Origin of the sequence: Rudanella paleaurantiibacter, from assembly GCF_009184635.1 — a bacterium.
GTDB classification, from domain to species: domain Bacteria; phylum Bacteroidota; class Bacteroidia; order Cytophagales; family Spirosomataceae; genus Rudanella; species Rudanella paleaurantiibacter.
Genome location: NZ_WELI01000014.1, coordinates 20,064 through 45,096 on the forward strand (window position 1 = coordinate 20,064; position 25,033 = coordinate 45,096).

A 25,033-nucleotide genomic window follows, 5' to 3' on the forward strand; every position below is an offset into this window, starting at 1 on the left:
GAAATGGAAGCTGAACTAGTTGAAGAGAAATTAAAAGGTCACTGGCGAATCGACGATCTTTTACTAATTGCTGAATACAGAAGGTCAGAAAAAAATCCGAGATATGGGTATTTCACCAATTGTACAGCGAATGATCGCAAAGTGTTTTATCCTTTTGTTGAGGGGCATGCACAAGCAGAACGAGTTGTATTGCACTTACTTCATAACGAAAACCTGATAATCGGTAAACATTATGCCGTGCGGGTTAAACCCGCCATCAAGAATAGAAGCACCAATCCATATTTGGTAGAAATAGATGAGGTATTAGAAATAGAGGGATACGAGTCGCCACAGGAGTTTATCAAGAAATGGTTTAGCCGAAAGGGCGAAAATCCGGGCGATGCAGCCACCATTGCTTCCCAGCTACGGCTCAACGAACTGGAGTTGTACACCCAAACTGAGCGATTCATTTTTGAGCTTTTGCAGAACGCAGACGATATGCCCACCAGCGGCAAAAAGGTCAACGTTCGAATGGAATTGCTGGGCGATTATTTTCTGTTTTTGCACGACGGAAAATTCTTCGACCGCAACGACGTAATGGCCATCGCTGATGCGGCCCGAAGCACCAAGTCACGTGACAAAACCAAAACCGGCTACAAGGGTATCGGCTTCAAATCAGTGTTTACCGACTCGAACCGGGTGTTCATCAGGTCACAAAGCTACTCATTCAAATTCGATAAGCTTCACCCCATCTATTCTGATTTCTGGCAACTATATGCCAAATACATGGAGGACTCGTCGGAAAGCAAACGGGTCGAGATCAGGCGGGAATACACCGGCCGGGAAGCCGAATTTACCCAGATTGAACGCATTCCATGGCAAATCAAGCCTATCTGGGTAGAACTGGCCGATTACCCCGATGAGCTAAAAAGATCTGACTTCTGGGCCAGCCAGAACGTAGCCATTGCGTTAGAGATTGGGCAGGCAACATTGGCCGAGAAGCAGTATGACCAAAAAATTAGCAAGCTGTTGTGTGAACCCCGTTTTCTACTTTTTCTACGGAACATAACCTCAGTTAGCTATACGCACAACGACCAGAAAAGCACGTTGGCACTGCAAACGGCGGGGCCGCAGTTGGAAATACGGCGTAACGATAGGTTACAGGCCACCTACGAAAAATGGGATGCAGAGATCACCATATCAAACGAGAGTTTTACCGAAGCGGGCCTGCAGTTTCAGAAACGGGCGTTGCAGGACGGTAAGTATGAGTTTGTTACCCAAGATGGTCAGCAGGTCAAGAACATACCCGAAAAACTGGCGATCCTCGAACGCACTACGCTGACGTTTGCGGCTCAGATTGAAGAGGACAAAATAAAACGGGTCGATAAAGACGAAGCTATTTTGTTCAACTACCTGCCTACGTCTGACAAACGCTTCGCATTCCCCTTTCTGGTAAACGGTGATTTCGTTACTAAGACCGACCGAGAGTTTATTCTGCACGAAAACCTGTGGAATCAATATCTGTTCTATCACATCGGCTATTCGCACATCAACTGGCTGAGCCGACTGTCCAAAAGCAACCGTCATCCCGCTTCGTACCTCAATCTATTGGTCAGCGACCTGAAAGATGAAAAGCACCCCTCGGAGTCCGACATCAACGCAGCTTTCAACCGGGGGGTCCGTAAGGCCGTCAGCGACCTGCCTTTTATCCGTTCTGTTACGGGTTACGTGGAGTTACCTGCCAATATCATACTGGATGAGGTTAGATTAGCGAAGGTACTGGGTACCTCATTCTTTTATGCCTTTACAGGTACGTCGAAGCAAATGCCCGACAGCCGTATAGAACCAGCGATCCTACGTCGTGCATTTCTGTCCATCGACCGGTTTGAGATCAAAGAGTTTGTAGATCGGTTGGCACAGGATGAATCGGTGAAGATATTAGCCGGAGCAGTCAGCGGGTTAAACGAGCTGCGGTATAATGCATTTCTGGACTGGCTCCATGTTCATTGCAAGGAAAATACCAACTTGTTGGGCCCCATACTACCTAACCTTCCTATTCTTCGATTCGGCAACGAGGTTGTATCGTGGTCAGCTATTGCTAATCAGGATGACTACCTGCTGATTGATAACCGAACAAAAGACCTGCCCGCCGAATTATCCGCACTGGGCTTTAAGGTATCCTCCGTCAATATTGACCTATTTCCAGCTATTAAGTCGGCATTTCAAACACGCGATACGTACTTAGATTCAGACGTGGTGCTCTACGACAAAGTGAGTGAGCGGTGCAGTCAGTACAGCCTTGAGCCGGAGCAAAAAGCAGCTCTATTTTCGTTGTTCGTTGGGCTCAATCGGGTTGGCGACGAAAAACACACCCGAACGCTTCGATTATTTTCGGACGAGCAGGGCGTACAACGCCCGTTAGACAAGCTCCTGAACAGGAACATAGAAGGACTGCCACACTGGTTGACCTCCTACACGATCCGGGAGCCGGAGTTTAAGGTACTACCCCCGGCAGCCCGCAACGCGCTCGTGAAGTCTTCCACTCTATTTTCAAAACTCCTCTGCGACCCAAACGTGCTGACTGACTGTACGCAGCATCTGGATAGTCAAAACGTTGCGGAGTGGGGTAGGCAACTGCAACTGTGGCGAGCCAAAGACTCTATAACGCCAACGGCAGGCTGGAATGACCTACCGTGGCTATACACCAACGACACCCACCGCTTCCAGGCTGCGGCAGCGCTTTGGGATCACCACGTCCTAACTGCCATACCCGCGCAGGCAGTCATCGAATCGCTAACTGGCTGGTTAATGCCTCACCCAGACTCCCAAACGCTGATCGAGCACTTTGGGTTAGCAATCAGGTCGGCCCCCCTCACCACTAGTATTATTCATACCGATAAGACGCTGAGCAAAGCTGAAACCCGGCTATTAATTGATTTTCTTGAAAAAGCTAATGAAGCTGCGTTCCTAACAGAATGGACAATTTCGGCCACAGAAGCTGGCTATCAGCTCAGCAAGCTGCTCAACCAAACCGTTTACGCTGCCGACGCATCTATCCAGTCATTTATAAAGACCTCCGGCCTTGATGATAGGTTCGTAACGATGCCCGACGGGCTGGCCGATACCGATACCTTAGCGGCCATAGGTGCCGTAACAGGCGATGCGCTGTTGAACTTGCTTATTGAACAACAGGCTACCCTTGCATTGGCCCCGCTATTGCTGAAACGGTCAGATCCGAAGTTGTATGCTACTTATCTTCACAAACTACCAGTTTTAGCTATCTCCTCCTCCGCGATCTACTCGCCAGAATCGCCAGAAGTGCAGGTATTGAAGATGGCCCGCAACTTACAGGAGCCAGAAAGTTCAGCGGCCTTTCAGGCACTATTGGACAAGACAATGCTGGATGGGCTACCCATCAGCGAGTGCTCCGATTTTTCGGATATGGTACAAGTCGAATTAGTATCTGGAAAGGAGCCTTACGAGTTTTCGACCGCCGACCTGCTACCAAACAATGCCAATCGGATTGATCGGATTGAAAAAGCTATTAAGGCTTTCAGCAGTTGCAGTAAACTAGTCAGTGAGCGCTTTCTACGGGAGAAAGTCTTCTCCGCTAAAACTCTCAAACCAGCAGATGCTGAATCAGAAATTTTCAAGGCCACTCCAACGTACCTAACGCCAATACAGGTCGTTTTCCTGCAGGTACGTCGGCTCGCTCAATCTCAACTCCCCCCAATACAGACTAAACACTTTTTTGACCATTGGAGTGAGAAGAAGCGGGAAGCGAAAGCCTGGGCCGAATTGGGTACGTACCTGAACCTGCTGCACGACAAAGGGATCGAAGAGAGCCATATTCCGCTGGGCCTGGAGCATTGTGTGATAGACCCCGACTATTGCCTGGAACCGGATGAATTGCTACCTGATTTTTACGCCAAATGGGCCGATACAGAAGACAAGAAAACCTTCCTGACGAAGTTTAGCGACGGACCCAATGGCCCTGATTCCGACGTGGTAAAACTCAGAAAAGCCTTACTCAATAGCGATGACGCCACCGCTAAGGTATGCCAGCGAACATTGGACAACCCCTTACGTATCAACACGCTCAACTGGCTAAGCGCGCAGCAAAATGACGAATTCGTCACGGCGTGTATCGGTTGTATCGGCGAGATGCTGAATAAAATCGAATGGCCTGCTGACCAACAACCCATTGTCCCGATTATAACCTCCATTGAAGCCAGCGTTAAGACCTACCGATTGGCTGAGTTTGCTAATCAGGTAGTGCATACGTGGTCGGATGACTGGAAACCCTACGAGACAGAAATTCACAGCCTACTGACCACACAGAAGGCATGGGTCGTCGAGAATTCATTCCCTGTCGCTTTAGATAAACTAATCGGGAAACTGGCTACCATTTGCCCGAATAGAGAGCTGGCTAAGGATATTTTGGAGGGTTCGACTTCACCATCGGCCCCCTTTTACGAGACGTGGGAATTAAAAGACGAGTATCCGATCCATGTAATTCAAAGTAATAGGATACCGTGGCAGGTCTGGTACGACGATCAGCTTGTATCAGTTGAAGAGGACGGAGAAAGTTATTTTAACGAAGAAACAAGTACCACCTACCTGACAGCCAAACCTGCAAAGAGTTTTCCGCTTAATCTACCTGAATGCTTTCCTGAAACACCCAGAAATGAATTATATGAACTGGCTCTAAAATCAAGAGAACACCCAGAAGATGAGCCTCGTTCTCAGCGTAAGTTTTACACACCAGAATTTGAACGCATCATCGGAGGTGACGAGTTGAACGATATACAACAGGGGAAAGAATTTAAATCAGCTGTTCTTCGGGGTATTCCTTATCTGGAAGAACAAGGATTTGATTTCAGCGAAAGTGAAGTCTCACTTGGCCTTCATTTTATGAATGTTAAGCGGGCTGGATTTAAAGATCCATACAACATTACTTTTAGAAGCGCGAAACGGGGACTCCTTTACCTGAACCTGGGTGCCTGGAAACGGCTGGGAGTTAATAATGAGGTGCTGATCGTCGTATATCAGGGAGGTGAGATGCGTCTGTTTTCCTCGAAAGAAGAGTTGCTAGCCGAGAAATGGAATGAATACATGCTTTACCGTGTGGAAAAACCTGATAAGATTGATGCAAATTATGAGGGCATAACCCTCCATGAGAAAACAACCCACCTACTGTTTGTAACAAGCGAAAAAATGTATCAGAGTTTGTATCAGGACAAACTCGCTCAACGAACAAACAAATCCATAAATGCCGCTACGTCAACCCCTGACGAGCTATAAGAAGATATGACTAGCCGGGAAACCCAGATAGAGTTCTACGAATGCGAACTGCGCCAGATTGAGTTAGACATTAAACGAACCCGTGAGTCCCTTCCTATCAGTTTAGTTGCCAACGAAGAACTGTTCAGGGGACTCTATCAGGGTTATGATGTACTCAGGGGCAACATCTTCATCGACTTCCGGAGAGACAAGCCAACTCCCCGGCTCGATCAACTATTTACGGCTTTCGTAGTGAGTGCCGAAAACAAATCATTAGAACGATGGAAACAAATTCTCTACTGTGATTTACTAAGTTCATTAAATAGTGAAACAGACCTTTCTGAATTAAAAGTCGTCAATTTTATTTCGGCCGATAATCCTGATATGATCAGGGCTATATGCAGGGATGTATCACTATCATTCATTGATTGCAGGCAGCGAAATGAGATGATTTGCTTGGGTCCGGCTGAACCACCGGTAGAGTATCTGGTTAACTTACGCCATCTTACTGAACTATTACCTAGCGATAAGCCTCGTAGGTCATGGGAAAAACTATTGCTTAATTCGCCTACTCTTAAGCCGGACCGCCTTCCGATACTACTAACGGAAGCAGAGGATATTCCTCAAGTACTTGAAGATGCTGTACATAGCCACCGACTTATCGTATTGCAAGGCCCTCCTGGAACAGGCAAGACGCATCAAATCGCGGATACTATTGCGCGATTACTGAATGAAAACCAATCCGTCTTATTAACAGCTCAGACCAATCGCTCAGTGGTTGAGGTTTGTGCCAAACCTTTTTTACAACCATTGCTAACCGATGGAAAGGTTAGTAAAACAAGCCTGTCTGGCTCTGAAAAAGCGGCTTACCCAGCACTACTGCCAGCGAAAGAGGTCACAGCGCAACCGGGTCATGCTGTTCTAACAACATTCTATCAATTCTCCATGCACTGGGAGAAGTATGAAGAGCCTGTCTTCGACTACATAATTGTTGAGGAGGCAAGTCAGGCATTTTTAACTACACTGGCGGGGGCGTTGAAACTGGGCCAGTATGTTATTGTAGTTGGCGATCCTTACCAGCTCGAACCAATCATAAAATGTAATAAAGCGTTTGAAAAATTTAAGGGCATTGAGCAATTGGTAAATGGGCTTCAGACATTATGTTCGATGCCAACTATTCCCTTTTATCGTAAGGTTGAAACGCGCCGACTTATGGAACGGTCGACCCGTTTCACGAATCTGTTTTATCAAAATACTATCCGCTCCCTGGCGTTGAATAAGAGCCTTGAAACTGATAGAGAACTGCTCGGACCGGATTGGAAAGATAAGATCCCTGATTCTGGGGGGCCTGTACTTTGTACGTATGCTAGCACAAGCGTTGGAAAACAACTGCCTGCCAAGGCAATGAAGTTTATCACAAATCTGCTCGACGCATTGTTTACTAAACTCAATAGGCAGGAGGTAGCTGTGTTAGTGCCGTTTCGAGAAACGTTATCGCAGTGTCAACGCGAACTTAAGCCACGATTTACGGAGAAAGCTTTGCTCATTGAGACAGTTGACCGTGTACAGGGTTTAGATGTGGACTATTGCTTCTATATACTTCCTGATGACGGCTACCCACATTCTTTGAACCAAAATCGTTTTAATGTAGCAACCAGTCGCGCGCGTAAAGCAACTATCATTGTTGCTCATCATCAGATTTCTAAGCTAGCGGCTGCTAATCCAGCTGTTATTAGGTACCTGACAGAGGCAATAATTGAATACCGAATTGAAATTTAAACCGGCATACTTCCATTACAACAGGCTCTTGAAGTCCGAGAATCCATTTACGAGTACCTTCCATGCTAGACCTTCCGGATAAGCCTTCGACCATTTCCTTTTCCAGCACAAAGAAGGTATTCGTAAATAGACTCACTATTTCAGGTCGCTCTTATCGTTGTTTGTTTAGGAATTGGCAGAATAAAATTACTTCGCTCGAACACTGGCCACCAATTGATCAATAACCGTGACAGCACACTAAATAATATGCCTACCACTTGCTGACCAACAACAAAATAGGTTATCAGAACGAACGGTTCTGGTAATAAAACGAAGCCGACACCTGGTACAATGCCCGTGGGCGCATTGTGTTTGCGTGCAGCCGGGGCCTCACAGGCTTGGAGCGCGCTTTGTTGGAAAACGCGCTAAAAGGCCTCAGCCGGGAGTAGGTGCCGTACCGGCACACCACCACCTGCCCCCGCTAAGACCGGGCTGTGGATTATAAACGGGTGTGGAGAGGGTTTGCGCAAAAACCTGTAAGTTGGGAGCCTGGTGCCGTCTTGAAGACCTTGTAGGTTTAGGACCTCGCACCTACTGAATTAATTTTAGTTATATAGTTGCGGTGTGTGAGGGAAAATGGCTGCCGCTTAAGGCTTCGGCAGGCTCAACCTTCCGCAACCCGGGCTGACATCCGTTTCAGAGCTGCTCGTCGGCCATAATCGGCAGCAACTATTTGCTTTATAAATAATTGGGATGTGTATAGTCTATAACCCACGCTAGTTTAGTATGGAACAGCACCACGAAGTTGTGTTTTCTTTGTTGGGAGAGGGAGGGAGCCTGGCTATAAGCCGTGTTGACAATTCTACCACCCCTACCTTTTATTATCACCATAACGAAACGGGATGGGATGAAACGGAGGATGTTCAACGGGTAACCAAGTATCGTAGCTTCATAGAGGCCTTCGCTCAAATCGATAGTCGCTACCCCTGGCATCGGCTATTCCCCAAATGGATTCATATCGATTACTACGATTTAGTGCGGTCCGCTCTACTGTACCTATTAAATCGACGTCGCGAAACGGCCGCAATCTCATACAGCTTACGACAGTACGAAAACTTGCTTGGTATCCGCTTACAAGTTCACAATGGCCAATGGACGTATCTGGCAGAATATAGCCTGGCCCCAGTGCGGCCGCTGACCATCGAGCCAGTATCGGCACGCCTGGAGGGATGGCACCATGAGTTGGTGTCTCTTTGGAAAAATCAGGAGCTGTCTGCTATCGTTCCGATGATTTATCCTGAGCCGGTACCCAATTCACTTTTATACGTTGGGATAAATCCATCTTACAATGCACAGGATATCCGGAATGTTTTAAAGCGAACTGATTACGCGAATCAGTTCGCTACAGATCAGGCGGTAGATGATTTCTTTCGGTTTGATTTAGGCATAGTATCCGAAAGAATACCCGATTTACAGGCTATTCAACGGCTGCACCATGACAAACTTCCCTATTTTGCCCGGCATCGTAAAACGGCCGATCTACTGGGCATGGGTTGGGAGCAGGCTGACTTGTTTCAGCTACGAAAGTCCAAACAGGACGAGTTTACCCAGCTCATAACACAGCCCCCCTATGTGGGTTTTGCTAAGGAACAGTTGAGGTTATTCTTCGCCCTTCTGGAAATACAGCAACCGCGAATCATTATTGCCGCCAATGGAGCTGTTACCAAATTCTTCAGGGGGCGTTCACCAGAGTATAACCCACTGGCTCCTGATTTCTATATTCAACCAACAGATTTGCCCAATGTGGTTATCCTGTCCCACAACACCTTGACAGTACCCGTCATTTTAAGTAGCCAGTTCACACACTACATGAGCCCCGAACGGAAGAGTACGAAAATTGAGCAGGAGGTGGCACTTGTATGGGCCTTCCTAGGGCAATAATAGGTTTTGGGGAAGTAGGCTACTTTCTGCTTGGCAGTAAGTTTGGCCAGTAATGACTGGCAAACTCATAGAGCACGTCCAATGCCAGGGGCCCGCCGAGCGCAAACGCCTTCCGCAGAAAGCGCTGCTCAGCCGCAATCTGCCTAATCCGGTGGATAATATCTGTGGTTTTGCGGTGGTTTCGCCGGGCATTCTTAAACCGGTCATGGTATATTGACTCCACGGTAGCAAAAGGAGGCACTTCACCATCAAGACTCAGACATATGCCCGCGAAATTACACGCATACCCATGAGTGAATGCAAATTTGAGGTGGTTTTCACAGTTTCTAAGCCACTGAGTATAGGCATCAGTACCCGGCAAAATAGCCGTTGGCCACCCCTGGTGAAACAGGAAACCATAATAACAGGCAATGAGGAAATGTGCTTCCCGAAAACGTTGGTCGCGCGGCCTAAACTGCCGGTGCGAAGCCCCGGCCGTGGTGTGCATAAACCGGTTTGCCTCCCCCCTTTGGTAACTAATCACCCCACCTCCGTTTGTATCTTCATCCGTCAGTCGTTTTAGCTCAGCTTTAAACCGCTTATCGTTCGGATGCAGAAAATAGAAGTTCTCCTGTTTAGGGCTAAACGTTTGGCGTTCTAACCGCGATAATACCACGTTTTTACCCTGAATTCGAGCTCCATTTCGCCACAACGACTGTCCGTACAAAATCTCAATCGAGTGCAGATCTGACTTATCGGCCATTACAGACAGAAATATTTCCAGAAAACCGTGTTCGTCACTAGACAGTGACAGCCGCAGCGTTTGCTGGTGGTAGAAAGCAACCCCCTTGTACGTGGTGTTTCCCGCCTGGATGGTCACCGTTCCGTTTTCGTAAAAGGTGAGCAGATCTCGCTGAATAAAAAACTGATCTTCCTCGTCGCTTTCGTTTTTAAACGAGTAATAGTAAAAATGTCGGCGGTTAAAGGCTTTTTTACCGCGCGAAGAGTCGGTGCAGAGTTGGTTCAGCACAGGCAATGCTGAATGTTTTTGCAGCCGGTTGGCTACCTCCGCCCAGATCGGCCCATCGGTAAGGTTGGCCTCCGGTTTCCATTCTTCCATAAAGAAGGTTCGGTCCTCGGCATCGGGCAAATGGGAGAGATTTATCTGGTCAAATGGCACTGAGAGGGGTTTAGGCCATGCTTCGCGGGGGAGCAATCGTTTCATTAGCATGCGTCCCGAGACTAGCTTTTTTTCGGTCATGGTTTGGCTGCTAAACATCCCCCGAAAAACCATGCTTTCCCGGGTCATTCCTTTATCAACTATAAACCGTATTGGCTCTTTACCCGTCACTTCATCGTAATTGGGTCTGAAATAGATCCAGAGCCGATTGGCATTGACCCGAACATAGCCTTCAAATCTTGCCTCATTGGGAGGCTGGCGTAAGGAAGCACGGCCATCAGCAAAAATCTCAATCTGGCTGATTTCGAACCGGGCAGGCACAAACGATAGCCGCATATAGTAACACACATACCTGCCTACAAAGTCTTGCAAACCCGCCCAAGGAGCTGTTTCGGCCTTAGCCAACGACTTCGGAAACGTCGCTATCTGATCCAGTATCCGATACCGGATGCGTAATGCATCACGCAACAAGTCGTTTTTAGGCTTGTTACGTTTCGAATCAGATGCCGCGGCCCGCAGCAATTCCTGCTCAAAAAGTTGGATATCCAACTTTTCAGGAACGTTTTGTAACACCACTAATCCGCTAAATGGCACCGCTGGTTGCTGGGGGGCATCCAACTTATACTTCATGTAAGTAAAAACACCATTGCGTTGCCCCAGTTCGTCGGGTTGGCGCTCTATAGTTACCTGCAACTGTATATCCGGATTCCCCTCGGCTTTCAGAACAATATAAATCGTTCGTCCCTCACTAATAATATTCGGGCCCTCGCCCACGAAAGTATTACGCCCGGCTCTGATTCTGAACTCGTCGCGCTGCACCATCACCACTCGGGTCAGTGTAGAGCCCGACCAGGTCAGGGTAGTGTCAGCCAATACAAGTTGTCGTTCAAAATTCAAATGATGGGCCAGGCATCGATCGACACGTTCAAGTACTTCTGTCGGTGGCTCGGTACTCTTTGTATCAGATTTGACTTCAATACCCGTCGAGGTTTTCTCTGGCGGTTCAATACCGGTTGTGGCTTTAGCTTTAGGCCGCAGGAGCTGACTCTCAAGCCGTACCACGCACCGTTTAAGCGTTTGGTTGCTTTTCAGAAACGCTTCGATCGATGAGTAGGGCGTTTTTTGTCTGGGGATGTATAATTCGAGCGCAAACCTGTTTATATCCGGAAACTTCTTCTGGATAAGTTGCTGGCAATAGGAGAATCCATTTATGTAATCGATAGCGGCCTTTATGCGGGTTGCATCAGAACCTTTTGAGAGCGTGGCGCCACCTAAAAGCACGACGATCCGCTCGTACAGAGCCACTGGAATTGGGTCTGTCAAATTATTGATACACGTACACAACTTTTCCAGAGTCGGAAGCCCCTTGATGTCCAATAACTCCCCGACGTAATTAGACCCACCCGTGCCCCACTCATTTGGGAAGGCGACATTGTACTCTTTTATGGCTTTTTTAAGCGTACTGATGCCACGTTTTTTAACCCTCTTTTTCTCGCCATCCACCATTTCTTTGTCATCGGCAAACATTTTGACGTAGATAGCCGCCGTCATGATGGTCAGCAAAGCTCGCTTACAGTCGATAGCTGTAGCCGTTTTTGTGAGAAAAGGGGTTGATTCCACAGGTAGGATATACGATAAGACAGAGACATAACCAGCTGGTTTTTAGCTCTGTATATTTTATGGCAAAGTGAAAAATAGGGTATGTATACTTTAAATCATTTAAATTTTTTTAGAGATAATGTTTAAACAAAATAGTACCTGCTTAAAGAACCAACTTGCCCGAAAATTGAAAAATGCACGACCCAAAATGACCAAATTTTTTTTGGTAAGTTGTCCAAACAAAGCAAACATACTATTGTAAAAGCCGAAAAATAATGCTATATATTTGTTGCAAGAGTAAAACTTCCAAATAATATGACACAGTTGCCATTTTCCATCCGTTGTCTGTAGCGGGAAGTATTCTGCTGGGGACACACACACGGATGTTTGTAATTTTTTTCACCTTACACTATTCCGTTTGAACCAATGAAAATCCCTAACGCACTCAAACACCACGCGCCAATCATTCTTTGTATTCTGATTGGCTACTCACTCTTCGAGTGTTTCACCTTGTGCCAGTTGTCGCACATGCCACACCCACTATGGTACACGCTCATGCTGGCCATAGCCTATTACACGCTATGGTTATTGAAACGCAATTATCACCGGCACAAATCAACCCCCAACCAGTTGTGGTGGATTCGGGTGGGTATTATTAGCCTTTCGCTAACGCCGTATTTATTGTTTTTAACAACGCTACCAGTTCAGGTTCCAAGCAAGGCATTTGTCATAGACAGCGGAGCTGTTCAGCCCTTTGTGTTGCTGATTTTTATCGAGAAAATGATCGATATCTGGATCGATATCTCGAAGAAAAAGCCACTCAAAGGGCCTGGCAACAAACCCTAAGTGGGGTATCTGCAAGGTACGAGTTCAATGGGTTGTATGAGCCCGGTGTGTTATAAAAAACCACCGGGCTTTTGATTTATAATACATTATTTATCAACCCCTTACAATCCATCCAAACCCCCAGGGCATTCGAGTCTGTCTCGTGAGTACTGCTCCCGCCCCCCCCCCCTGTCGGACCTGCTCGAACGGTTGCGCACTCGCTTTTTGGAATAACTAATTGTTTGAGCAGACTATTGACCGTGTACAAGACCTGACAGCTCCCTAGTGCTACCGACCGACTCCTACACCCACTATCAGAACGGCAACGTATCTACGTATCCATAAGTCTGGTCAGAATAGCACCATTCATTCTTGCGCATGAGAGTCCAACGGAATTAGCTGGGGCCGACGTAAAAAGAATGAAGCGTCTCGGGTACTAAAACGGGAAATCCGACAGAAAACTACGGGGGATTTCACGTGGTGCTTTTGCTAGCATGAGGAGTACTTCGCCACTGACAAAAAAACACTCACTTTCTATTCAATCCTGATGAAACTCCTCTACGCATGGCTTTCGGTACTACTGATTGGCACAAGTACCCGCGCACAAACACCTACTGATGAACTACTTGACGCCTCGAAGGTGAGGCAGAAGATCATTTTATGGCCAGACTTTACACAGAAAGACCCGTTATTTAAGTTTGAACTGGACGAATCAAAGGGAACCGAAACAGCAAAACCACTTTCAGGTAGCGTAACTTTCGCTGTTAGCCTGAAAGACAAATCGGTGAACGTCGTCACGCCATTTTACAACCCACTCCGCTTTTCCCTGACCGTGAGCGACACTTCTTTGATTGATCCCAGCTATCAGAGTGTCTCGGATCACGTAAACGGAATAACGGCTATACTTAAAGAGACGGGTTTAACAATTCCTTCCCAATCAATCTCAGATTTCGAGAACCATGGATTCAAAGACCTGGCAACAGGGCGGTTTTCGATGATTATCGGAGAAGCAGGCGGCTCGGTGCAGGGTGCAGCAGCTGCCGAAACCTTAGACCTTCAATTAGGTGAATTAGCGGAGTGGGGTTACTTGGCAGCGTCTGTCAGTCTGGACTGCATAAACCTGCAATCACCCACTATAAAATGGCTAATTGGGTTAGATAAAGAATTTTCAAAGACTACGTTCAACCATGATTTAACGGATGTACTGGAAAGACTCAAAGAAGCCGAAAGCCTAAACGAGTTTAAACGAATTCGGACAGACCTCACGAAAACACTCAAAGACCTTAAAAAACTCAACGAAACGAATCATCGTAAGCTGAGCAATTTTGTTGAAGCAGTCGCCACACAAGACTTTATCACGATGGGAAGTAGCAACACTGTTTGTGAGGCATTTGGCGATTATTCAAAACTCGTTTTTAAACGGGTGGTTGAAACTCTGCAAACAAAGCAAAAAAAACGCGAACAGCTAATCACCATAGCGGTTAATCTGGATGAATCGCTCGAACAAATATTGAACAAAACCGGCCTTGTAAACACCGCCAATGGTACCCAATCAACCAATTCGTTCATTCTGGGTACGTACCGGGTTTCGTTTGATAAAATGAGCGACCTGACGTTGGTGATGCGAAAACGAGAGGTGGACTTCTCGGCCGATCAGCCAGAAATAAACGAGTTGAACGAGAAGATCACAGCTAAAATCCGGTTAAGGGCCTACCGTCGGTTGATTCCAGAATTCTCGATTGGAACCTATTACTCGAGTCTTACCTATAATTTATACAACGCTAAAGTCAGTTCTAAAGTCCTCAGTAGTAGTCTGGTCGAAACCGCTACCACCGTCGATTCCGTTGTAGGACGCGATAAAAACCCTATGGTTCTGGCCGGGATGTTGAACCTGACGCTCAATACGTATTCGGGTGAAGCACACCCTGTGTTTCAGTTTGGGGTAGGCACAGGCAAAGGACGACCCAGTATTCTGCTGGGTGGTGGAGTTCGGTTCCGGCGAGCAAATCCCCTGGTCATTTCGTTGGGTGTAATCTGGGCGTGGAAAAAAGAACTGAATGAACTTAAGTTGGGACAAACGATCAGCGGGCAGTCCCAAATCGACAACGATCTGAAGTACCAGGGATTCTGGGAACCTTTTAGAAATCGCCCCCAATTTTACGCAGGTCTCCAGTACGCGTTCAAGAGTAAGTAGTTTTAAGGCAGCAAAAGGTACTCTAAGCAAGCAAAGGGTTGTATTTTTGTCGATACGACCTTTTGCCCTTAATGCCCAATGCTTCCACTCCATCAGGCTTTTGAAGTTCAGGAATCCATATTAGCGTACCTGCGGGCCACCTTCGGCTTTCGGGAGCCCGCCGTCCGGCAAGCCTTCGATCAGTTTCTGCTCCACCCTGAGCAGGGCATCCTCAAAGGTCCCTACATCTCCATTCGCCTGCCTTTTGTGCGGGCGAGCGAGAGCGACGGAATTCCCCTGACCATCAGGCCCCCGTTTCCGCCCTTCGACCATCAGCTACGGGCTTTCCGGCGGCTGTCGACCCAACAGGGGCACCACCCCCAGCCTACCCTGCTCACCACCGGAACCGGTTCGGGTAAAACCGAGTCGTTTCTGTATCCCATTCTGGATTACTGCTACCAAAACCGGCACCGGCGGGGCATCAAAGCCATTATCCTGTACCCCATGAACGCCCTGGCCACCGATCAGGCGGGGCGCGTGGCAGAGATCATTCATAGTGACGACCGGTTACGCGGGCAACTCACAGCCGGTTTGTTTATTGGTCTGGGCACCAGCAAAAAAGAATACTCCGTGCAGATGCTGCCCGACCGGGTTATCGAAAACCGCGACAGTATTCTGGATAGCCCGCCCGACATCCTGCTCACCAATTTCAAGATGCTTGATCAGGCTCTGATGCGCGATCAGCTGGCCCGGCTCTGGCAGGATAACGAAGCCGACCCTAGCCTGTTGCAGTTTCTGGTGCTCGACGAACTGCACACCTACGACGGAGCCCAGGGCAGCGATGTAGCCAACCTTATCCGGCGCTTACGGTTGCGGCTCAACCTGCCCGACAGTACCCTTTGCCCGGTGGGCACCTCAGCGACGCTCGGCTCCGGCCCCGACGCCCTGCAACAACTATGCGACTATGCCGGCACCTTGTTCGGCGTCCGGTTCGACCCGGCCACGGCCGTACTCACCGAAAAACGGCTGGAACTTGACACTTTTTTTTGCCAACCCCGCCACGACCTGGACGATTTTATCCCCCGCCCCACTGTGCTCGGGGGTAGTCAGTTTGCCCTGTCCGACACCCCTGAGCAGTACCGGCAGCGGCAACAAACCCTCTGGCAGCTGCCGGCCAACCTGACCCCGGCCGACCTTAGCCGGGAGTTGCTTCGCTTACGGGTGGTGTACGATCTGCTATCCATTTGCCATACAGGGCAGCCCACGTTAACAGCCGTACTGAGCCAATTGGCTCAGATCAATCCCGATGTGGCTCGGCTCAGTGCGGCCCATCAGGAAGGGGTTGTATTGTCGCTGCTCACCTTACTGTCGGTGGCCAAACTTCCCGACGCCGAGAAGTTTCCGCTGGTGTATGTGCAGGTGCACTTATGGGTACGCGCCCTGAGCGGGGTGCTGCGCGAAGTGGGCGAGCAACCCGTTTTTCGGTGGGGCAGCAACCCCACCGAACCCGGGCAGCCGAGTGCGTTGCCGCCCTGGTTTTGCCGGGACTGCGGGGCAAGTGGCTGGCTGGCAGTAAAACACGATAACAAGAACCGTTTCGAAAATGACCCGGCCGATGTCTATGAGAAATTTATCAGCGGTCGCAACAATAAGCACCTCTACCTGATCAACACCAACACGGAGGAGCATCAGCCTATTGATGAGTTTCAAGCCACCGACGCCCTACAGCGTTGGGTAAGCCACGAGAGCCTGGAGTTTTTCAACGAGCCGGCTCCGGACCACACCAAGCCGGGCCGGACCAACCTGCTGGCCCTAAAACGGATTGATGCCAAAGGCCGGTTTGAGCCCGTTTGCCCGGAGTGCGGCAGTCGGCACACGCTCGCCCTGATTGGTACAGGCGTGGCTACGCTCTCGTCGGTAACGGTCAGTCAGATCTTATCCACTGACCTGGACACCCACCCCGATCAGGAGCGAAAAGTGCTGGCCTTTACCAACAGTGTGCAGGATGCTGCCCATCAGGCCGGTTTTTTGGAAGCCCGTAATTACCGCTTCACCTTCCGAACGTCGTTGCAACGGGTCATCAACGAGGCCCTGGTCAAAAGCGGCAACCCCACGGGCACGCTCACCCTGGCCAACCTGTCCGAACAGTTCAAGACCTTCTGGAAGCAGCATGCCGACCCCACGGGTCAGCAGCCACTCGACGCGTATTATTACCGCTTTTTCCCAACGGACTACCTCGGCCGCGCCCGACTCGACGACTACCGGCTACCGGGCCGTCAGGGTTTTCTGCCGCGCTTCGAGCAGGAATTCGATTGCCGGATTGACTGGGAAGTTGCGGCCGAATTTGGGTATAACGCACTCATTGGCCGAACGCTTGAAAAAACCGGCTCAGCCGGTGTGGTGTTTGACGAGAGCCTGATTCTTCAGGTAGCCGAACAACTACGCCCCTGGCTGATCGACAATCAAATGGAAGCGGTTGAGCCTGCTTTACTCCCCTTCTTCATTAACCTGCTGTTACACCGGCTGCGCACAAGAGGGGGGATTGTTCACCCGTTTATGGATAAATTCCGACGCGGAAAATTTGACTTGTTTGAACTGAACTGGCGGAAGGATGGACGCCATTTCCTGAACCCTTACTTTGGCCGAAATACCCGGCGAGTCCGGTTGCTGACTGCCCAACCAGCAACGGCCGACAGCCTGGATAGCACGTTTTCTTCGAAAGGTAACAACTACTTTCACGCTTATTTTCGGAAAACGTTTCAGATGGCCCCCTCCCACCCTAATGCGGTCAATGCGTTTTACGAACAACTGATTACAGCATTGACTGACACTGGTTTACTCGACGCCATACCGGCAACCGATAAGTATCAGACGTTAAGTCATGGATTAATTACCAGTGCATTACGGGTTGGAAAAACCGTGCAGAAACATCAATGCAATCGGTGTGGGCATACGCTGACAACCCATACGACGGATACACTGACGGATGGAGGCCGGTGCCTGACCTTTCGCTGCACAGGTACCTACAGCACCATTCCGGCTACTCCGGACCTCAACTATTACCAGGCGGTATATAACCGGCAGCGGTCGCCCCGGATTCATGCCACCGAGCACACAGGGTTACTGGACCGTCCGAAACGCGAGGCCATTGAAGTCAGCTTCAGGAAGCGGCCCCATTTTGACTCCTACAACGCGCTCGTAGCTACCTCTACGCTGGAGATGGGTATCGACATCGGTACGCTCAACGTGGTTCTCAACCACAACACTGCACCCCGTCCGGGTAATTTTCTCCAACGTATCGGACGGGCCGGTAGGCAAACGGGCTCGGCTTTAGTGGTCAACTTTGTTCCGAACAAGGCGCACGACCTATTTTATTTTGCCCAGCCGGGCGAAATGATGCTCGGCGAGGTGACCACACCGGGCTGTTTTCTGGAAGCGGGGGCCATTCTGAAGCGGCATTTTATGGCCTATTGCCTGGATTCGTGGACGGCCGCCGATCCGGTGAACCACCGAATCCCTTCTCTGTTGATGCTTCTTCGATTGGGTAACACCAACCTGAACGCTCCCGACTTCTGGGCTAATCGAATTATAAACTACATCAAAGCCCACGAAAATGCCCTGTTCGACCGGTTTGCCGCCCGCTACTGGCCCGACCTGAGCGATGCGACGCTGACCGACCTGAAATACCGTCTGCAAAACGACACGCTCTACGAGGAGTTCAGGGAAGTGTTTGGCCGGTTACAGAACGAAATGCGGGGGCTGCGTCAGAAACGACGCGAGGTAGTCAACTATATAAAGACCAAAAAGCTGGGCGATCAGGACGAGGAAAAAAAACTCCTCGATGCCGAAGTACGGCAGCTGTATCGGCAATACCGGGGTCTGGAAAAACGGAATCTGCTTGAACACCTGACCAACGTGGGCGTGCTGCCCAACTACGCCTTTCCCGAGACGGGGGTTGAACTGAATGCCCGCATCCTGGGGGCTACCTCAGCCGAAAGCGGCAAGCCCCCGCTGGATTATGAACTGACGCTGGTCCGGCCCGCCCAGCAAGCCCTGCGCGAACTGGCTCCGGGCAGTCACTTTCATACACAGGGATTCCGACTGCCCATCAGCGGGCTGCTCACCCACGAGTGGAGCGACCCGGCGATTCGGATGCGTAAGCGGTTCTGTTCCGTTTGCGATATGGTGGCCGACGACGTTGGCCCGGCAGCTGGTCTTTGTCCAAAGTGTGGCCATCCGTCGTGGCAGGACAGCGCCAACGTGCATACAGTCGTTAAGCTAACAGCCGTTCGGTCAGTGGTACGTCAGAGCGACGCGACGCTTGAAGACAGCCGCGACGAGCGAGATGCCGATATTTACCGGATTTCGCGGCATTTTCATTTTCCGGCCGAGGGCGTACGGGGGGCCTATGCCATGCGTCAGATTCCGTTCGGTATCGAGTTTGTTCGCAACGTGGCCCTGACCGAAATCAACCTTGGGCGTCATGGCGTCATCAATGCCCGACACCTGAGCATCAACGGTCATGAGCATGTGCCCGTGCAGGGGTTTATTACCTGTCGGCACTGCGGCAAATCGACTTCTCACGAGATGAATCTGCCCGACTACAGCTACCATTACCCCTACTGTGCTCACCGGCAGGCCACGTACGCAGGACAGTCGGATACCGTTTTCGACGAAGTGTACCTGTGCCGCCAACTCCCGACGGAGGCTCTGAAAATTCTGTTACCGGTGCAGGAGGTCAATAGCAGCGCTACCCTGGCCATTTTCCGGGCAGGGTTTCAGTTGGGCCTAAACCGCTATTACCAGGGCGCACCCGATCACCTTGCGCTTAGCGACTATTCGGAATACAACCCCAAAACAAGTCGGCAGGACCATTATCTGGTCTTGTACGATACCATTCCCGGCGGTACGGGCTACCTCGAGAAGCTATTCCGGCCCGAAGCGTTCATGGCTGTTCTGGAACGGGCTTACGAAACGGTCCGCGACTGTAGCTGTCAGCACGAAGGCCACGATGGCTGCTACAAATGCCTGTACGCCTATGGCAATCAGTACGACCGGGCGGAGTTGAGCCGGCATCAGGCCGAGCAGTTTTTTGGTCGAATTGTGCGGGAGCAGGAAAGCTGGGACCGGCTAATGGGCAGTTTGTCGGCCGTAAGTGCAACGGGCCAAATTGAAGAATCCGAGCTGGAAGACCGGTTTGTCCGGTCGCTGCAAAAACGGCTGGGAGCCAATCAGTTCGAGGCCGTGCAGGAAGGTGGTGTAGTTTGCTACCGCTTTACGGTGGCCGACGGGGCCAACTCGTTTGGCTACTTCATGCGCCCGCAGGTGGAGCTTGGCCCCTCGCAGGGCGTACGGCTGCTGACCCGTACCGATTTTCTGCTTACCTGCACCACGGCTACTCTGAACGGAAAGCAGCTCACGGATAAGGAACGGCTGCAAATTCCCCGAATGGCCATTTATCTGGATGGTTACCAATTCCATGCTACGGCCCAAAACCCCCGCTTCCGTAACGATGTAGCCCGGCGCAACGCCGTGGCTGAAACCGGGCAGTACCAGGTTTGGACCCTCACGTGGCAGGATCTGGAACGGTTCGATGCGGGCCTTGTCACGCCGGGTCTCGATGGTCAGGCTCCCCCACCCGAAACCATACAGGACGAACTGTTTCGGCGGCTAAAGCAGGATGGTTTTACGAAAACGACCACGAGCCTGATTCAGCTGTGCGCGCCCAAAGCCTACCAGCCCATCTGGCAGGCCCGTAACAATATGGAGCGGTTGCTGTGTTTACTGGCCTATCCCCTACGCGATAACCATCAGCAGGGTTCCTGGAGCCTGTTGCTGGCTTGTTATCAGGCTCAGCTTTTCAGCCCGTCGTTCGATACGCCCAGCGCCCACCGGGTGGCTACCTTTACCGAACCTCTGACCATGCAACCGCCCTACATCCGGGGTAAAGCGCAACTAACCGACGGGTATATGCTGGCCAACCTTTGGCCCGACAATACCTTGTTTCAGAGCCGGTTGCTGGTCAACCTGAGCGGCCAACCTCCCCTGACCGGCCTACGTGAAACAGCCGGTAGCGACGATCTGGACCGAGCCGACTGGCAGGCTTTCTGGTGGATTCATAACCTGAGTCAGTTTGGTCAACCGGGTCAGGCCCCCACCGAAGTGGCTGTGGCGACCTCTCTCGACGAGTTGCTGACCTATTACGACGAGCCTTATCATGAGCTGGTCCGTCAATTACACGCACAGGGTATTGCCTTTGGCGAAGATGGCAGCTTCTTTTTGCTGGGTGAGCAGGGCGAACAACTGGCGGAAGCTGTTTTGGGCTTCGAAAAGGCCAAAATCGTAATTGCCCCCCTGGACGTTGCCGACCGAAAAGCATTTTTGAATGCGGGCTATCAAATCCAGACACTCGACACGTTTTCCATAACCGACCTACCACAATGAAACTATTACTGTACGATAAATTCTGGGATTCGTTTATGCGGCTCCCCAAAGGGATTCAGCAAAAAGTAATTGATTTACAGCATAAGCTCCGGCAGGACTCCCGGTCGGCGGCTCTCCATCTGGAACCAATCCATACGTTTCTAGACCCGCAACTCCGCACCGCCCGCGTTGATCTGAAGTACCGGGCTATAGTGGCGGCTCCTACCACCGGCGATGTCTATTATTTATTGTGGGTCGATAACCACGATGAAGCGATGGACTGGGCCCGGAACAAGCAGTTTCATTGGAATGAGCAGACACAGGCCGCGCAGTTGTTCGAAGCCGCTACGGGCGATGCCGTCCTTTCACCTACTTCGAAGTCTGTAACGAACTCGCCTGAACAGACGCTCTATGGTCGGCTCACGGATGAGCAGCTTTTGGCGATTGGGGTTCCCGGCATCCTGATCCCCGCCGTTCGAAACATTGCCGATTTGAACGCTTTGGATCAGATGGAGCCGTATTTGCCTGGGGATGCGTTTGAAAATCTCTTTTATGCAGCTGAAGGAGCCGACATTGACCGGCTGATTGAGGAAGTGGCCGAGGGCAAAGTAGACGCAACGCAGACCGAAGCCGCCGGGAGCCTAAACAATCAGCGCCATTTTATCGAACTGACCGATGATGCCTTGTTTAATCAGGCCCTTACCGGCGAGTTCAGCAAGTGGAAGTTTTACCTACATCCCTCACAGCGTAAGCTGGTAGAGGGCCATTTCAACGGTTCTGTGAAAGTAAGTGGCGGGGCAGGTACAGGCAAAACGGTGGCCGCTATTCACCGCCTGAAACACCTCATCGAGCAATACAATCCTGACCGGAAGCTGTTGTTCACTACCTTCACCCGTTCGCTGACCGATAACCTGGAGCAGCTGATAAGAGAATTGGGTGTACCAACGAATCGCTACGAGGTTCGGAATATCGACGCGCTCATGCTCGATCTGGCCCGCCAATATGGTTTGCTTTCCGATGCCGATAAACTCACCAATTGGCCCAACAGCCGGAGTTCACTCGAGCTCTGGGAGAGCTTTCTGGAAAGTCAGCTAACCGAATTTGAGCCTTCCTTTCTGAATGCGGAGTATGAACAAGTCGTTCTGGCGGGGAACGTAACCAGTCCGGCGGCTTATTATGCCGTGTCGAGAGCAGGCCGTAGCCGACCGCTCACCCGCAAACAGCGGATGGAAGTTTGGCGACTCATCGAGCAGTACAACGCCTACTTACGGGAAAATAATTTCTTTCATCGCGATGCCCTCTTTAACAGCGTATCAGCGCAGTTGAGTCAGTTACCCACAAGGCCCTACAGCTACGTGATTGCCGATGAGTTACAAGACCTGGCCAACGTAGAACTGCGTTTTCTGCGTGCTCTTACCGAAGAGGGGCCCAACGATTTATTTCTGGTTGGCGATCCGCTTCAGCGTATTTACGCCCGAAAAGTAAACTTTACGCAGGCTGGAATCAATATCAGGGGGGTTCGTAGCCGCCGACTTCGGATTAACTATCGCACAACTGAAGAAATCAAGCGATTTGCGGTATCGGTTATTCAGCAATCTGACTTTGATGACTTTGACGGAGGCACGGAAGAAAAAGGGGGGTACCGTTCGCTCTTTCATGGGCAGGCCCCCAGCTATCAGGTATTCGAGTCCAAGGAGCAGGAGCTGGCGTACGTGCTAAAAAAAATTGATGAACATCATGAGCGGGGAATCGCCTATGCAGACATGGTGGTGGCCAGCCGTACCAAAGAAGAGTTGAAAACCGTAAAAACCCAGTTGCACAACCGAAAGCTGCCCTATTCAGATCTGGGCAATCCCGGCAAAGCAAACGACCCGACGGGCATACGACTGTGTTCGTTTCACAACCTCAAAGGACTGGAGTTTAAATCGGTCTTTCTGATTGATATTAATCAGCGCACCTTACCATTCAAACCAGCCAGTTACGCAGCTTGGGATGGAGCCACTCAAACGGATTATTTGCAATCCGAACGGTCATTACTATACGTAGCTTCGACCCGGGCGGTTCAATCAGTCACGATCACAGGAACGGGTAGAGGCTCCGATTGGCTCCCCAACCCTCATCAATAAGCTATTAACCTGATGCGTGCAATCTTACCAGATAAACACTGCTTTTACTGAATAAACTTCACATGGATTCATACTCGTGAAGGGGGGTCATGCTTTAAAGGGCGGACTATATCACCAATGGCCAGATTACACAATTCGAGAAAGGGTATGCCCTGCCTGTCCTAATACTTCTTTATTTGACTGATCGAGCCAGACGAAAAAGTCAAGATTCGGGTAAATTCATGAGCCTCCCATTGAGATACTTAGTTACGATAATTTGGCGCTATCGTAACTAAGCCATTTATTGCTAAGCACTATAAGCATAGATATGGATGCTTATAGTGCTTAAGAGATCTCATCATTGTAGTTTAGAGGGGTTCTACTTAGTTACGATAAGTTTTGCTTATCGTAACTAAGTATATAGTAACAAAGAATATAGATATAAAAAACTATTCTAATCTTCAACTAGTAAAATATTACCATACTTTAAAAGCAAGATTAGTTAGTCCTATGCGAATTTTTCTCGGTCCGGTTTCAAGCGGAATATGGTAAAGCGGCAAAAATTATTAAGCGAGTAACAACATTAGATTCATAATGCATCTCAAAAAAACACTACCGATTATGGAGATGTGTCAAAATTATTTTTTTTAACCATTTTGTATTTTATCTTGTATAAATTTCACAAACAATGAAAACGCATAGAACTAGAAAGGTAAAAGTAACGTTTCGCGTGGACGATTTTTCCTTGGCGGCAGCGAAAGAACATGCTGTTGTTCGAAAACAGCCAATCAGTACTTATTTTAATGAAGCGATTTACGCCTACGCTAGGCCAGGGCATTTGCGGCATTTTTCTCGAGGAGGGCACTTTTTTTATCCAGTTCTCATGTCCGATGCAGAGATAGATGCGTTTTGTAACTTGTTCTATAGAGATGAATATTTTGATAACGACGAGGAAAGTAAAGTTGTGATACGCGCTCGCAAGGCGTGCGGAGGTAAAGGTTTAGAATTTATGATCGACGAATACTTACAAAGCTCAGACAAAAAGACTTTACACAAGATTCTGCGACATTCTTTCTTGCTTACAACGAATTGGCATATTGAGTCCTGTTTCAGACATTGGCTATTCAACCAAGAAGAGGATATTTCTTTACATAAAGTAGAATGGAGTGCAATAAGTATTCGCCAAGAAAGTATCGATATTATCCCCCTTTCAAGAATAGAACAAGAGCTCCCTTTTACGGTAAACCCCAAATTCGAAACATATGATTGGACCATTGTAAAGCAAATGGGCAGTTCTTCAAATGTTGTGGCAATTAATAGCTAGTCAGACTAGACAAATTAGAGGTTATAATTTCGGGTTCGGAATACAATGTCCAAGTGAGCATGAGGGTACTGTAAGCTCAGTAAGGACTATTAATCCACTGATTAAGCAAGGCAGTATCTACCCATGTTAACGCATCACGAATGCTCCACCTTTTCATCCATAGCCACACTCTAGGTAATACAGGCGATTAATGTCATCAGTGGCATGTTCAACAATGACTTGCTGGAAGGAGATCACCTTGTTGCTGGCTTTTTGCGAGTCAGTCAACGTCTTGTTGCATAGTTTTTCATAGGATTAGCATAAAGAGCCCCCTGCGGTTGATAGCCCGTATCTTATTGTAACAACTGACCAGCAGGAAACTCCAGAGCCACTGACTTGGCTAGGGCATTATCGTGTACCTCGCCTTACTTAAGAAAACCGTCTATTAGCATTTTTCAAATTTTGCCGGAAATCAACATTTCCGG

Annotated in this window: 9 protein-coding genes; 8 read left to right on the top strand and 1 reads right to left on the bottom strand. The window is 49.4% G+C overall.

Annotated features, from left to right (window positions below):
* Nucleotides 1–3: 3 nt before the first annotated feature.
* The 3 genes from F5984_RS23665 to F5984_RS23675 all read left to right on the top strand — a co-directional run bounded on the left by F5984_RS23665 (nucleotide 4) and on the right by F5984_RS23675 (nucleotide 8,961).
* Complete coding sequence (locus F5984_RS23665) at nucleotides 4–5,283, top strand: sacsin N-terminal ATP-binding-like domain-containing protein (protein ID WP_152126699.1); 5,280 nt, start codon at nucleotides 4–6, stop codon at nucleotides 5,281–5,283.
* Nucleotides 5,284–5,289: 6 nt separating this feature from the next.
* The gene (locus F5984_RS23670; RefSeq protein WP_152126700.1) at nucleotides 5,290–7,041 is read left to right on the top strand and encodes an AAA domain-containing protein; all 1,752 of its coding nucleotides are present in this window, start codon (nucleotides 5,290–5,292) and stop codon (nucleotides 7,039–7,041) included.
* Between the two features lie 765 nt (nucleotides 7,042–7,806).
* Nucleotides 7,807–8,961, top strand: a complete 1,155-nt coding sequence (locus tag F5984_RS23675; RefSeq protein ID WP_152126701.1) for a hypothetical protein — start codon at nucleotides 7,807–7,809, stop codon at nucleotides 8,959–8,961.
* Nucleotides 8,962–8,980: 19 nt separating this feature from the next.
* On the opposite strand, the gene F5984_RS23680 is transcribed toward F5984_RS23675, so the two are convergent.
* A complete protein-coding gene (locus F5984_RS23680) occupies nucleotides 8,981–11,647 on the bottom strand; it encodes a hypothetical protein (protein ID WP_152126702.1) in 2,667 nt (888 codons plus the stop codon).
* A gap of 498 nt (nucleotides 11,648–12,145) precedes the next feature.
* Between F5984_RS23680 and F5984_RS23685 the strand changes: the two genes are divergently transcribed.
* From F5984_RS23685 to F5984_RS23705, 5 genes are all read left to right on the top strand, one after another.
* Nucleotides 12,146–12,565 (top strand): hypothetical protein, encoded by a 420-nt coding sequence (locus F5984_RS23685; protein ID WP_152126703.1) that lies wholly within the window; start codon nucleotides 12,146–12,148, stop codon nucleotides 12,563–12,565.
* A gap of 526 nt (nucleotides 12,566–13,091) precedes the next feature.
* The gene (locus F5984_RS23690; RefSeq protein WP_152126704.1) at nucleotides 13,092–14,738 is read left to right on the top strand and encodes a hypothetical protein; all 1,647 of its coding nucleotides are present in this window, start codon (nucleotides 13,092–13,094) and stop codon (nucleotides 14,736–14,738) included.
* 78 nt (nucleotides 14,739–14,816) lie between these two features.
* A complete protein-coding gene (locus F5984_RS23695) occupies nucleotides 14,817–21,161 on the top strand; it encodes a DEAD/DEAH box helicase (protein WP_152126705.1) in 6,345 nt (2,114 codons plus the stop codon).
* Nucleotides 21,158–23,266, top strand: coding sequence for a UvrD-helicase domain-containing protein (locus tag F5984_RS23700; RefSeq protein WP_152126706.1), 2,109 nt, complete (start codon nucleotides 21,158–21,160; stop codon nucleotides 23,264–23,266). The genes F5984_RS23695 and F5984_RS23700 overlap by 4 nt, the downstream gene beginning before the upstream one ends.
* Nucleotides 23,267–23,933: 667 nt before the next feature.
* Nucleotides 23,934–24,569: a hypothetical protein gene (locus F5984_RS23705; RefSeq protein ID WP_152126707.1), complete on the top strand. Its 636-nt coding sequence runs from the start codon at nucleotides 23,934–23,936 to the stop codon at nucleotides 24,567–24,569.
* The last annotated feature ends 464 nt before the right edge of the window (nucleotides 24,570–25,033 follow it).

Coding starts and splice junctions, on each gene's coding strand:
- F5984_RS23675 (WP_152126701.1), top strand. CDS start 7,807: ATGGAACAGCACCACGAAGTTGTGTTTTCTTTGTTGGGAGAGGGAGGG.
- F5984_RS23690 (WP_152126704.1), top strand. CDS start 13,092: ATGAAACTCCTCTACGCATGGCTTTCGGTACTACTGATTGGCACAAGT.
- F5984_RS23695 (WP_152126705.1), top strand. CDS start 14,817: ATGCTTCCACTCCATCAGGCTTTTGAAGTTCAGGAATCCATATTAGCG.
- F5984_RS23685 (WP_152126703.1), top strand. CDS start 12,146: ATGAAAATCCCTAACGCACTCAAACACCACGCGCCAATCATTCTTTGT.
- F5984_RS23665 (WP_152126699.1), top strand. CDS start 4: ATGGAAGCTGAACTAGTTGAAGAGAAATTAAAAGGTCACTGGCGAATC.
- F5984_RS23705 (WP_152126707.1), top strand. CDS start 23,934: ATGAAAACGCATAGAACTAGAAAGGTAAAAGTAACGTTTCGCGTGGAC.
- F5984_RS23700 (WP_152126706.1), top strand. CDS start 21,158: ATGAAACTATTACTGTACGATAAATTCTGGGATTCGTTTATGCGGCTC.
- F5984_RS23670 (WP_152126700.1), top strand. CDS start 5,290: ATGACTAGCCGGGAAACCCAGATAGAGTTCTACGAATGCGAACTGCGC.
- F5984_RS23680 (WP_152126702.1), bottom strand. CDS start 11,647: ATGTTTGCCGATGACAAAGAAATGGTGGATGGCGAGAAAAAGAGGGTT.